Below are 12,412 nucleotides of genomic sequence, written 5' to 3'. Positions count from 1 at the left end.
CGGGGTGGCCTCTCAGGCCGCGCGCACAGCCGTCAGCGCGGCAGCCAGCGCCTTTGGATTCCGGGTGGACAGATAGACGTACGGCGTCGGATCGGCGGGGTCCGTGACCTCGATCCGCAGTGCCGTCGGCACATAGCTGCGCAGCAGCATGAAGGCCCGCGGGTCGGCCTTGTACGAGCGCCAGGCGCGCGCCTCCTCCGCAGCCAGCACCTCGGCCTCACCGAGCGCCGTCAGCGGGATCCGGGCCTCACCCGCGACCAGCGAGCCGGCCACCACCCGGATACGGACCGAGCCGTAAGAACTGACCACGACGGCGGCCACCGCAGCGGCGCCGATCAGCCCGCCGAGCATCGGCAGCGGACCGAGCGGCAGTACGACGAGGCCGCCCGCGATGCCCACCAGGGCGGTGATGACCCACCACGAACGGGGAGCGGTCAGACGTTCTTCGTAGTGCGGGGCGGAAGGCTGCATGAAACCAAGCTTGGCACGGTGCGACCGGCGGGTAGCCGCGCGGGTAAGGTCTGGGCCTGTGAGTACTGCGAAATCCCGGGGGGCGACCCCTGGTCCCTCGGCCCGGGCCTCGGCTCTGACCCCTCCGGCCGATGCCGTACCGCCGGTGCGGCATCCCGACGCCCCGGCCCCCGGTGAGCTCCTCGGCGCGCACTACGAACACTGCTTCGGCTGCGGCGACGGACAGCCCCACGGACTGCACCTGCAGGCGCGGGCCGGTGAAGGCGTGAGCATCACGGCCGAGTTCACCGTCAAGCCCGCCCACCAGGGCGCACCCGGCCTCGCGCACGGCGGCGTGCTGGCCACGGCGCTGGACGAGACGCTCGGCTCGCTCAACTGGCTGCTGCGGACGATCGCGGTCACCGGCCGGCTCGAGACCGACTTCGTACGCCCCGTGCCCGTGGACACCGTGCTGCATCTGCAGGCCGAGGTGACCGCCGTCGCCAGGCGCAAGATCTACTCCAGTGCCGTGGGCCGGATCGGCGGCCCCGAAGGGCCCGTCGCCGTGCGCGCCAACGCCCTCTTCATCGAGGTCAAGGTCGACCACTTCATCGACAACGGCCGCCCGGAGGAGATCCAGGCAGCCATGTCCGACCCCGACCAGATCAGGCGCGCCCGCGCCTTCGAGGTGAACCCCTGATGCGCAACCCTGTCGATGTGCTGATCCGCCGTGTGGATCCCGAGGTGCCGCTCCCGTCCTACGCGCACCCGGGCGACGCCGGCGCCGATCTGGTGACCTGCGAGGCCGTCGAGATCGCCCCCGGCGAGCGGGTCGTTCTGCCCACCGGAGTGTCCATCGCGCTGCCCGACGGATACGCCGCGTTCGTGCACCCTCGCTCCGGCCTCGCCGCCCGCTGCGGAGTGGCCCTCGTGAATGCCCCGGGGACGGTGGATGCCGGGTACCGTGGGGAGATCAAGGTAATCGTGGTCAACCTCGACCCGCGCGAGAGTGTGCGGTTCGAACGGTTCGACCGGATTGCCCAATTGGTTGTCCAGCAGGTCGAGAAGGTGCGCTTCCACGAGGTGGCGGAGCTTCCCGGCTCGGCGCGGGCCGAGGGGGGCTTCGGGTCCACCGGCGGTCACGCCGTCGTGGACGGCTCAACGGGTGGGAATCGATACGCTTCGGTCGTATCCGACCGGGAAGGACAGTGACGTGTTCGGACGTCGCAAGAAGAGTGGTTCCGCCGGGGACGCGGCGGACGCAGCGGGCGAGGCCGAGCAGGTCGTCGACGAGCGCGACACGGAGTACTCCGACGAGGAAGGCAAGCCCCGCCGGGTGAACCTTCCGCCGGCGCCCCGGCCCGACGGCCCCTGGGACGAGTCCGAGGTATCCAAGCCCGGCGAGGGCCGGGTCGATCTGGGCGGTCTTTTCGTGCCCGGAGTCGAGGGAATGGAGCTGCGCGTCGAGGTCGCGGGTGACGCGATCGTCGCCGCCACCGTTGTACTGCGCGACAGCGCCGTACAGCTGCAGGCCTTCGCGGCGCCCAAGAAGGAAGGCATCTGGGGCGAGGTCCGCGAGGAGATCGCCTCCGGCATCACGCAGCAGGGCGGCATCATCGACGAGGTCGAGGGCCCCCTCGGCTGGGAGCTGCGGGCGCAGGTGCCCGTACAGCTGCCGGACGGCACCGGCGGTGTGCAGCTGGTGCGCTTCGTCGGCGTCGACGGTCCGCGCTGGTTCCTGCGCGGAGTGATCTCCGGACAGGGTGCGGTGCAGCCCCAGGCCGCCGGTCTGCTGGAGCAGATCTTCCGGGACACCGTGGTCGTACGGGGCGAGGGCCCGATGGCGCCGCGCGACCCGATCGTCCTCAAGCTGCCGGACGATGCCCAGATGGTGCCCGAGGGCGTTCAGCAGGAGGACCAGGAGAGCTCCCGTTTCTCCGGTGGCATGGGGCAGCTGCAGCGCGGCCCCGAGATCACCGAGGTGCGCTGACCCTTTACGGGGACGCGTCGGCATTCAGCCTGCGGCCCGCGGTGGTTCCGGCTTTCCGGACCGCCGCGGGCCGTTGTGCTGCCCGGGCGTCAGAATCGCGTCAATACGCACCTGAGGGCAGCCCCATGCCCTGAATGTCCCTATCTCTGGCCTTAGGGTCGACGCAGCGTACGCAGCTGAAACTGAAAGACAATGGGGCCATGGGACGCGGCAAGCTACGGATCTACCTCGGCGCGGCGCCGGGCGTCGGCAAGACGTACGCGATGCTGTCCGAGGCGCACCGGCGCGTGGAGCGTGGCACCGACTGCGTCGTGGGCTTCGTCGAGCACCACGGACGCGCCCGCACCGAAGTGATGCTGCACGGCCTCGAGCAGATCCAGCGCCGCGAGATCGAGTACCGCGGCACGGTCTTCACCGAGATGGACGTCGACGCGGTGCTGGAGCGCCGCCCGGCCGTCGCCCTGGTGGACGAACTGGCGCACACCAATGTGCCGGGCTCGCGCAACGCCAAGCGCTGGCAGGACGTCGAGGAGCTGCTCGCGGCCGGTATCGACGTCATATCGACCGTCAACATCCAGCACTTCGAGTCGCTGGGCGACGTGGTGGAGTCGATAACCGGCGTACGGCAGCGTGAGACCGTCCCCGACGAGGTCGTCCGCCGTGCCGACCAGCTCGAACTCGTCGACATGTCGCCCCAGGCGCTGCGCCGTCGCATGGCTCACGGCAACATCTACACGTCGGACAAGGTCGACGCGGCCCTGTCGAACTACTTCCGCCCCGGCAATCTGACCGCGCTGCGCGAGCTGGCCCTGCTCTGGGTCGCCGACCGCGTCGACGAATACCTCCAGCAGTACCGCGGCGAGCACAACATCCGCACGACATGGCAGGCCCGCGAGCGCATCGTCGTCGGCCTCACCGGCGGACCCGAGGGCCGCACACTGATCCGCCGCGCCGCCCGCCTCGCCGAGAAGGGCGCCGGAGGCGAGGTGCTTGCGGTCTACATCGCCCGCAGCGACGGACTGACCTCCGCGTCGCCCAAGGAACTCGCCGTCCAGCGCACCCTCGTCGAAGACCTCGGCGGCACCTTCCACCACGTCATCGGCGACGATGTCCCCTCCGCCCTGCTGGAGTTCGCGCGCGGAGTGAACGCCACCCAGATCGTGCTCGGCGCCAGCCGCCGCCCGGTGTGGCAGTACGCCTTCGGCCCCGGCGTCAGCGCCACCGTCGCCCGCGACTCCGGTCCCGACCTCGACGTACACATCGTCACGCACGACGCGGCGGGCAAGGGCCGCGGGCTGCCGGTGGCCCGCGGCGCCCGCCTCGGCCGCTCCCGGATCATCGCCGGCTGGATCACCGGCGTCGCCGGTCCCGTACTGCTGTCACTGCTGCTCACCAGCCTCGACGACGTCGGGCTCGCCAACGACGTCCTGCTCTTCCTCTTTCTGACCGTCGTGTCCGCGCTGCTCGGCGGACTGCTTCCGGCGCTCGCCTCGGCCGCCGTGGGCTCGCTGCTGCTGAACTACTACTTCACGCCGCCCACCCACACCCTGACGATCAGCGACCCGAAGAACATCGTCGCCATAGTGATCTTCTTCGCGGTTGCCGTCGCGGTGGCCTCGGTGGTGGATCTGGCCGCCCGCCGCACCCATCAGGCCGCCCGGCTGCGCGCCGAGTCCGAGATCCTCTCCTTCCTCGCCGGGAGTGTGCTGCGGGGCGAGACCACGCTCGACGCCCTGCTCGAACGGGTCCGCGAGACCTTCTCCATGGAGTCCGTGGCCCTGCTGGAACGGCAGAGCGACGTCGACCCGTGGACCTGCGCGGGCAGCGTCGGCAATAGCTCCGTCGTACGCCCCGAGGACGCGGACGTGGACATGCCGGTCGGCGACCATATGGCGCTCGCGCTCTCGGGCCGGGTGCTGCCCGCGGAGGACCGCAGGGTGCTCGCCGCGTTCGCCGCCCAGGCCGCCGTCGTACTGGAGCGCCAACGCCTGGTCGGACAGGCGGAGGAGGCCCGCAGGCTGGCCGAGGGCAACCGCATCCGCACCGCCCTGCTCGCCGCCGTCAGCCACGATCTGCGCACACCGCTCGCCGCCATCAAGGCCGCCGTCTCCTCGCTCAGGTCCGACGACGTCGCCTGGTCCGAGGAGGACGAGGCGGCGCTGCTCGAAAGCATCGAGGACGGCGCCGACCGGCTCGACCATCTCGTCGGCAATCTCCTCGACATGTCCCGCCTCAGGACCGGCACCGTCACCCCGCTGATCCGGGTGACCGATCTCGACGAGGTCGTCCCGATGGCGCTCGTCGGGGTGCCGGTTCAGAGCGTGGAGCTGGACATACCCGAGACGCTGCCGATGGTGGCCGTCGACCGCGGACTGCTGGAGCGCGCCGTCGCCAACCTCGTCGAGAACGCCGTCAAGTACAGCCCCGACGCCATGCCCGTCACGGTGGCGGCGAGCGCCCTCGGCGACCGGGTCGAGGTGCGCGTCGCCGACCGCGGCCCCGGCGTTCCCGATGACGCCAAGGAGCGGATTTTCGAACCGTTCCAGCGCTACGGTGACGCACCGCGCGGAGCCGGAGTGGGCCTCGGTCTCGCGGTCGCCCGGGGCTTCGTCGAGTCCATGGGCGGCACCCTCACCGCCGAGGACACCCCCGGCGGCGGCATGACGATGGTCCTCACCCTCCGGGCGGCGCCGGGCTTCGCGCCGGTCGGCCCCGATCTTCCCGCCCGGCTCACCTCATGACCGGGGGCAGCAACAGTGTGGAAAGGCAGGCCCGAATGACCCGGGTGCTCGTGGTCGACGACGAGCCGCAGATCGTACGCGCCCTCGTGATCAACCTGAAGGCGCGCAAGTACGAGGTGGACGCGGCTCCCGACGGTGCCACAGCCCTTGAGCTGGCCGCGGCCCGCCACCCCGATGTCGTCGTACTCGACCTCGGGCTGCCCGACATGGACGGCGTCGAGGTGATCAAGGGCCTGCGCGGCTGGACCCGCGTCCCGATCCTGGTTCTCTCGGCCCGTCACACCTCCGACGAGAAGGTCGAGGCGCTGGACGCCGGGGCCGACGACTACGTCACCAAGCCGTTCGGCATGGACGAGCTGCTGGCCCGGATGCGGGCGGCGGTCCGCAGGGCCGAGCCGGTCGGCGGCGGGGAGGACGACCTGGTGATCGTCGAGACGGACGGTTTCACCGTCGATCTCGCGGCGAAGAAGGTCCACCGGGACGGGCGCGATGTGCGGCTCACCCCGACCGAGTGGCATCTGCTGGAGGTGCTCGTACGCAACACCGGCCGGCTGGTCAGCCAGAAGCAGCTGCTCCAGGAGGTCTGGGGCCCCTCCTACGGCACCGAGACGAACTATCTCCGGGTCTACATGGCGCAGCTGCGGCGCAAGCTGGAGAAGGACCCCTCGCACCCCGAACACTTCGTCACCGAGCCGGGTATGGGATACCGCTTCGAGCGCTGATCCGGTGTCGGTGACGGCCGGTAGGCTTGACGCATGAGCGCCGTACCCCGTTCCGACAAGGCCGAGAAGCCGGCCGGCCGCTTCCGCCGCATGCTCGACCGACTGTCCAGCTCCCAGCAGGACCTCGAGTCCGAGGAGCTTCAGGAGGATGCGCAGGCATCGGGGTGTACCCGCATCGCGGAGTGCCACGACCGCCAGATAGTCCGGGTGACTGGTACCTTGCGCACCGTCACCCTGCGTCCGCGGGCCGGCGTGCCCGCGCTGGAGGCGGAGCTCTTCGACGGTACGGCCCCGCTGGACGTCGTCTGGCTCGGCCGCAGGTCCATCGTGGGCATCGAACCGGGCCGCAGGCTCATCGCCTCGGGCCGGATCTCCATGAGCCACGGCCGCCGGGTGCTGTTCAACCCCAAATATGAACTCCGACCACTCGGACAGGAGTAGCCGGTGACGTCTCTCGACAAGCCGACCACCAAGACGAACGACCAGCAGCAGGACAGCGACGCCAAAGCAATCACGGAGGCGGCGCTGTTCGAGGCCTTCGGCGGCGTGCGCGGCATGGTGGAGACGGTCCTGCCCGGACTGCTGTTCGTCACGATCTTCACGGTCAACAAGAACCTGCACATCTCGGCGATCGCGGCGCTCGCCCTCTCGCTGGTGCTCGTCGCAGTCCGGCTGATCCGCAGGGACACCGTCAAGCACGCCTTCAGCGGCGTCTTCGGGGTGGCCTTCGGTGTCGTCTTCGCGATGATGACCGGCAATGCCAAGGACTTCTATCTGCCGGGCATGATCTACACCCTCGGCCTGGCCGTGGCGTACATCGTCACGACCATCGCGGGCGTCCCGCTGATCGGTCTGATCCTGGGCCCGGTCTTCAAGGAGAACCTCTCCTGGCGGACGCGGAACCCGGGCCGCAAGAAGGCGTACGCCAAGGCGAGCTGGGCGTGGGGCCTGATCCTGCTGGCCAAGTGCGCGATCCTCTTCCCGCTCTACTGGTGGGCCGACACCACCCAGCTCGGCTGGGTCCTGGTCGCCCTGAAGATCCCGCCGTTCCTGCTGGCCGTGTATCTGACCTGGGTCTTCCTGGCGAAGGCACCGCCGCCCATCGACGTCTTCGCGGAGATGGAGGCGGAGGAGCAGGCCGAGAAGGAGCGCAAGCGCGCCGCGGCCGCGCCCGAGGTGTAATCCGCGGGCCTCGCACGCAGTCGCCGGGCGGGCTCGGAATTCCGAGCCCGCCCGGCGACTGCGTTCCGGGGTCCGGGGCGGCGCCCCGGAAGGGTCACGAAGCGCGTCGTACCGACAGCAGATCTTCCAGCTGCTCCTCGCGCGCCTGCGCGGCCACGAACAAAAGCTCGTCGCCCGCTTCCAGCGTCTCCTCGGCGCCCGGCGTGAGCACCCGCGAGCCGCGGATGATCGTGACCAGCGAGGTGTCCTCGGGCCAGGCCACATCGCTGACCTGCGTACCGGCCAGCGCAGACTCCGGCGGCAGGGTCAGCTCGACCAGGTTCGCGTCGCCGTGGCTGAAGCGCAGCAGCCGTACGAGATCGCCGACGCTCACCGCCTCCTCCACCAGTGCTGACATCAGACGCGGCGTGGAGACCGCGACATCGACACCCCAGGACTCGTTGAAGAGCCACTCGTTCTTGGGGTTGTTGACGCGGGCGACCACCCTCGGCACCCCGTACTCCGTCTTCGCGAGCAGCGAGACGACGAGATTCACCTTGTCGTCGCCGGTCGCCGCGATCACGACGTTGCACCGCTGCAGCGCCGCCTCGTCCAGCGACGTGATCTCGCAGGCGTCGGCCAGCAGCCACTCCGCCTGCGGCACCCGCTCCACCGAGATGGCGGTCGGCGCCTTGTCGATCAGGAGCACTTCGTGCCCGTTCTCCAGCAGCTCACCCGCGATGGAACGGCCCACCGCACCGGCGCCCGCAATAGCGACCCGCATCAGTGACCGTCCTCCTCAGGGCCCTCGGCGAAGGCCGCCTCGACCTTCTCGGTCTCGTCCGTACGCATCATCACGTGGACCAGATCGCCCTCCTGCAGAACCGTCTGTGACGTCGGCAGGACCGCCTCGCCCAGCCGGGTGAGGAAGGCGACCCGTACGCCCGTCTCTTCCTGCAGCCTGCTGACCTTGTGGCCGACCCAGGAGGTCGACGTGTGCACCTCGGCGAGCTGCACACCACCGCTCGGGTCACGCCACAGCGGCTCCGCGCCGGACGGCAGCAGCCGCCGCAGCATCTGGTCCGCCGTCCAGCGGACCGTTGCGACCGTCGGGATGCCGAGCCGCTGGTAGACCTCGGCGCGCCGGGGGTCGTAGATACGGGCCGCGACGTTCTCGATGCCGAACATCTCGCGGGCGACCCGCGCGGCGATGATGTTGGAGTTGTCGCCGCTGCTGACGGCTGCGAAGGCGCCGGCTTCCTCGATACCCGCTTCACGCAGGGTGTCCTGGTCGAAACCGACTCCGGTGACGCGACGGCCGCCGAACCCGGAGCCCAAGCGGCGGAAGGCCGTGGGGTCCTGGTCGACGACGGCGACCGTGTGCCCCTGCTGCTCCAGGGTCTGCGCGAGAGCGGATCCCACTCGCCCGCATCCCATGATGACGATGTGCACGACCGTCCTTCCGGCTGTCCATGGTGTTGCTGAGACCTACAGGGTCAGGGTCTCAGACCGCGGCCCAAGCTACACACGCGCGGTCCGCCCAGGGACCCCTGGAGCGGTGGAGCGGGAGATTCCGATGCGGGAGAGGTGAGGTGGGTGGGCCTGGCGCATATCGAACGCTTACGATCCTCTGCGTGTCCAAACTGACCGACCTCCCCAAACGGATCCTGATCGGAAGGGCGCTGCGCAGCGACCGGCTGGGAGAAACGCTCCTGCCCAAGCGCATCGCACTTCCCGTCTTCGCCTCCGACCCGCTGTCCTCGGTGGCGTACGCACCGGGCGAAGTTCTTCTGGTGCTCTCCATCGCGGGTGTGTCGGCCTATCACTTCAGCCCGTGGATCGCCCTGGCCGTCGTGGTGCTGATGTTCACGGTGGTGGCCTCCTACCGCCAGAACGTCCACGCCTACCCGAGCGGCGGCGGTGACTACGAGGTTGCCAACACCAACCTCGGCCCCAGGGCCGGCCTCACCGTCGCCAGCGCCCTGCTCGTCGACTACGTCCTCACCGTGGCCGTGTCGATCGCCTCCGGCGTGGAGAACCTCGGCTCCGCGGTCCCCTTCGTGGTCGAGAACAAGGTCCTCTGCGCCATCGCGACAATCATCCTCCTCACCCTGATGAATCTGCGGGGCGTGAAGGAGTCGGGCAAGCTCTTCGCCATCCCGACGTACGTCTTCGTCGCAGGCGTCTTCATCATGATCGCGTGGGGTGCCTTCAGGGGCTTCGTCCTCGACGACACCATGAAGGCCCCGACCGCAGACTTCACGATCAAGCCCGAGGAGCAGGGACTCGCCGGCTTCGCGCTGGTCTTCCTGCTGCTGCGGGCCTTCTCCTCCGGCTGTGCCGCGCTCACCGGCGTCGAGGCGATCAGCAACGGCGTCCCCGCCTTCCGCAAGCCCAAGAGCAAGAACGCCGCGACCACCCTGGCCCTTATGGGCGGCCTGGCCGTCACCATGTTCTGCGGCATCATCGGCCTGGCCATGGCCACCGACGTGAAGATGGCCGAGACGCCCGCCGACGACCTCTTGCAGGGCGGCACGCCGGTCGGTCCCGACTACGTCCAGAACCCGGTGATCTCCCAGGTCGCGGCCGCCGTCTTCGGTGACGGCACCTTCTTCTTCGTGCTGCTCGCCGCGGCCACCGCACTGGTTCTCTTCCTGGCCGCCAACACCGCGTACAACGGCTTCCCGCTGCTCGGCTCGATCCTCGCGCAGGACCGCTATCTGCCCCGCCAGCTGCACACGCGAGGCGACCGGCTCGCCTTCTCCAACGGCATCGTGCTGCTGGCAGGTGCGGCCATCCTGCTGGTGTGGATCTACGGGGCGGACTCGACGAAGCTGATCCAGCTCTACATCGTCGGCGTGTTCGTCTCCTTCACGCTCAGCCAGACCGGCATGGTGCGGCACTGGAACCGCCATCTGAGGACCGAGAAGGACCCCGCCAAGCGCCGGCACATGATCCGCTCCAGGGCGATCAACACCTTCGGTGCCTTCTTCACGGGCCTGGTGCTGGTCGTCGTCCTCGCCACCAAGTTCACGCACGGCGCGTGGGTGGCGCTGCTCGGCATGGTGATCTTCTACGGAACGATGTCCGCGATCCGTAAGCACTACGACCGGGTCGCCGAGGAGATCGCCGCCGAGGAGGAGCGTCCCGACGACTATGTGCGCCCCTCGCGCGTGCACTCCATCGTGCTGGTCTCCAAGATCCACAAGCCGACGCTGCGCGCCCTCGCGTACGCCAAGCTGATGCGCTCCGACCGGCTCGAAGCGCTCAGCATCAGCGTCGACTCGGCCGAGACCAAGGCGCTCAGGGACGAGTGGGAGCGGCGTGGCATCAATGTGCCGCTGAAGATCCTCGACTCCCCGTACCGCGAGATCACCCGGCCGGTCATCGAGTACGTCAAGGGGCTGCGGCGCGAAAGCCCTCGGGACGTGGTCAGCGTCATCATCCCCGAGTACGTGGTGGGGCACTGGTACGAGCATCTGCTGCACAACCAGAGCGCCCTGCGGCTCAAGGGGCGGTTGCTGTTCACGCCCGGTGTGATGGTGACCTCGGTGCCGTACCAGCTGGTGTCCTCCGAGGCCGCGAAGCTGCGGGCGAGGAAGCGCCAGGAATGGAACGCGCCCGGCTCGGTGCGGCGCGGCCCCGTGGACCAGCGCCCCAAGGAGCCCACCGGCAAGGGCTGAGGGGTCCGCGCACCCACGTAGACTGGGGGGCTGCCGTCCGCACACGGACGGCGGCCCCTCACATCCCTGGAGTCACCCCGTCATGCAGAACGCATCCGAGTCGTCGCTTGTCGGGGAGGAGTACGAGGTCGAGGTCGGCCCCGTCGCACACGGCGGCCACTGCATCGCCCGCACCGAGGAGGGGCGGGTGCTGTTCGTACGGCACACGCTGCCCGGCGAGAAGGTCGTCGCCCGTATCACCGAGGGCGAAGAGGACTCCCGCTTCCTGCGGGCCGACGCCGTACGGATCATCGAGGCGTCCAAGGACCGCGTCGAGGCCCCCTGTCCCTACTCGGGTCCGGGCAACTGCGGTGGCTGCGACTGGCAGCACGCCAAGCCGGGCGCACAGCGGCGGTTCAAGGGCGAGGTGATCGCCGAGCAGCTGCAGCGGCTCGCGGGCCTCACGCCCGAGGAGGCCGGCTGGGACGGCACGGTCATGCCGGCGCCGGGGGACAAGCTGCCCGCGGGCGAGGTGCCCGCGTGGCGCACGCGCGTGCAGTACGCCATCGACACGGAGGGCCGGGCGGGTCTGCGCAAGCACCGCTCGCACGACGTTCAGCCGATCGACCACTGCATGATCGCCGCGCCCGGCGTCACGGAACTCGGCATCGAGAAGCAGGACTGGCCGCAGATGGCCACGGTCGAGGCGATCGCGGCGACGGGTTCGAACGACCGCCAGGTCATCCTCACCCCGCGCCCGGGCGGCCGGCTGCCGCTGGTCGAACTGGACAAGCCCGTCTCGGTGTTGCGGGTCGAAGAGAACGACGGCGGAGTGCACCGGGTGCACGGCCGCGCCTTCGTGAGGGAGCGGGCCGACGACCGGACGTACCGCGTCGGCATGGGCGGCTTCTGGCAGGTCCACCCGCAGGCCGCGGACATTCTGGTCAAGGCCGTGATGCAGGGCCTGTTGCCGCGCAAGGGCGACATGGCGCTCGATCTGTACTGCGGCGTGGGCCTGTTCGCGGGCGCGATCGCCGACCGGGTGGGCGAGAAGGGCGCGGTACTCGGCATCGAGTCGACCAAGCGCGCCGTCGAGGACGCCCGCCACAACCTCCAGGACTTCGAGCGCGTACGCATCGAACACGGCAAGGTCGACCAGGTCCTGCCGCGCACCAAGATCACCGAGGTGGACCTGATCGTCCTCGACCCGCCGCGCGCGGGGGCGGGCAAGCAGACGGTGAACCACCTGGCGGGCCTGGGCGCCCGGCGCATCGCGTACGTGGCCTGCGACCCGGCGGCACTGGCGCGGGACCTGGCGTACTTCGGGGACGCGGGCTACAAGCCGCGGACGCTGCGGGCGTTCGACCTGTTTCCGATGACGCATCACGTGGAGTGCGTGGCGATTCTGGAGCCTGCCACGAAGGGTGCCTGACCTGCTGTTTTGGTCTGTGCGCGTTATGCGCTCTACCTGCGTTACGGGCGATATTTCGACGCTCGTGACGCGCGTTTGACGCCCGCCCGGCACGGATTCTGGCGGGGCGTCCTACGGACGGAGCAGCGTTCCGTGTGGAGGCGGGCGTTCCTGAAAGGGCGGAAGGCAGGGCCGCCGCCCCGTCGGCTCACCCGCGGAGCCGCTTTCCGCCGGTGGTGACGTTCTGTGACGACTCCGCGGAGGCCGTGCTGCGG

At 69.8% G+C, this 12,412-nt stretch carries 12 protein-coding genes; 9 read left to right on the top strand and 3 right to left on the bottom strand.

The window, feature by feature from the left end:
• Positions 1–12: 12 nt before the first annotated feature.
• Positions 13–471, bottom strand: a complete 459-nt coding sequence (locus tag OHA61_RS08960; protein ID WP_406302593.1) for a DUF3093 domain-containing protein — start codon at positions 469–471, stop codon at positions 13–15.
• A 58-nt stretch (positions 472–529) separates the two neighbouring features.
• On the opposite strand from OHA61_RS08960, the gene OHA61_RS08955 reads away from it, so the two are divergent.
• From OHA61_RS08955 to OHA61_RS08925, 7 genes are all read left to right on the top strand, one after another.
• A complete protein-coding gene (locus OHA61_RS08955; protein ID WP_324977989.1) occupies positions 530–1,150 on the top strand; it encodes a PaaI family thioesterase in 621 nt (206 codons plus the stop codon).
• Positions 1,150–1,662 carry a dUTP diphosphatase gene (gene dut / locus OHA61_RS08950; protein WP_266481855.1) on the top strand — a complete coding sequence of 171 codons (513 nt, stop codon included), beginning with the start codon at positions 1,150–1,152 and terminating at the stop codon, positions 1,660–1,662. Before OHA61_RS08955 ends, dut begins: the two co-directional genes overlap by 1 nt.
• Before the next feature lies 1 nt (position 1,663).
• The gene (locus OHA61_RS08945; RefSeq protein ID WP_324977994.1) at positions 1,664–2,440 is read left to right on the top strand and encodes a DUF3710 domain-containing protein; all 777 of its coding nucleotides are present in this window, start codon (positions 1,664–1,666) and stop codon (positions 2,438–2,440) included.
• A gap of 200 nt (positions 2,441–2,640) precedes the next feature.
• The gene (locus tag OHA61_RS08940) at positions 2,641–5,181 is read left to right on the top strand and encodes an ATP-binding protein (RefSeq protein WP_406302592.1); all 2,541 of its coding nucleotides are present in this window, start codon (positions 2,641–2,643) and stop codon (positions 5,179–5,181) included.
• A 35-nt stretch (positions 5,182–5,216) separates the two neighbouring features.
• The gene (locus OHA61_RS08935; protein WP_406302591.1) at positions 5,217–5,903 is read left to right on the top strand and encodes a response regulator; all 687 of its coding nucleotides are present in this window, start codon (positions 5,217–5,219) and stop codon (positions 5,901–5,903) included.
• A 33-nt stretch (positions 5,904–5,936) separates the two neighbouring features.
• On the top strand, positions 5,937–6,344 hold the full coding sequence (locus OHA61_RS08930; RefSeq protein ID WP_142213232.1) for an OB-fold nucleic acid binding domain-containing protein: 408 nt from the start codon (positions 5,937–5,939) through the stop codon (positions 6,342–6,344).
• A 3-nt stretch (positions 6,345–6,347) separates the two neighbouring features.
• Complete coding sequence (locus tag OHA61_RS08925) at positions 6,348–7,085, top strand: DUF3159 domain-containing protein (RefSeq protein WP_406302590.1); 738 nt, start codon at positions 6,348–6,350, stop codon at positions 7,083–7,085.
• Positions 7,086–7,179: 94 nt separating this feature from the next.
• Here OHA61_RS08925 and OHA61_RS08920 read toward each other — a convergent pair whose 3' ends face one another.
• Both OHA61_RS08920 and OHA61_RS08915 read right to left on the bottom strand, forming a co-directional pair.
• Positions 7,180–7,848 carry a TrkA family potassium uptake protein gene (locus tag OHA61_RS08920; protein WP_266481867.1) on the bottom strand — a complete coding sequence of 223 codons (669 nt, stop codon included), beginning with the start codon at positions 7,846–7,848 and terminating at the stop codon, positions 7,180–7,182.
• Positions 7,848–8,516 carry a potassium channel family protein gene (locus OHA61_RS08915; RefSeq protein ID WP_406302589.1) on the bottom strand — a complete coding sequence of 223 codons (669 nt, stop codon included), beginning with the start codon at positions 8,514–8,516 and terminating at the stop codon, positions 7,848–7,850. The genes OHA61_RS08920 and OHA61_RS08915 overlap by 1 nt, the downstream gene beginning before the upstream one ends.
• Before the next feature lie 182 nt (positions 8,517–8,698).
• Between OHA61_RS08915 and OHA61_RS08910 the strand changes: the two genes are divergently transcribed.
• Complete coding sequence (locus tag OHA61_RS08910) at positions 8,699–10,747, top strand: APC family permease (RefSeq protein WP_406302588.1); 2,049 nt, start codon at positions 8,699–8,701, stop codon at positions 10,745–10,747.
• A gap of 82 nt (positions 10,748–10,829) precedes the next feature.
• Positions 10,830–12,158: a TRAM domain-containing protein gene (locus tag OHA61_RS08905; RefSeq protein ID WP_361904887.1), complete on the top strand. Its 1,329-nt coding sequence runs from the start codon at positions 10,830–10,832 to the stop codon at positions 12,156–12,158.
• Positions 12,159–12,412 lie beyond the last annotated feature (254 nt).

The organism is Streptomyces sp. NBC_00885 (assembly GCF_045207475.1).
Lineage (GTDB): Bacteria > Actinomycetota > Actinomycetes > Streptomycetales > Streptomycetaceae > Streptomyces.
This window is presented reverse-complemented; position numbering and strand designations above follow the sequence as displayed.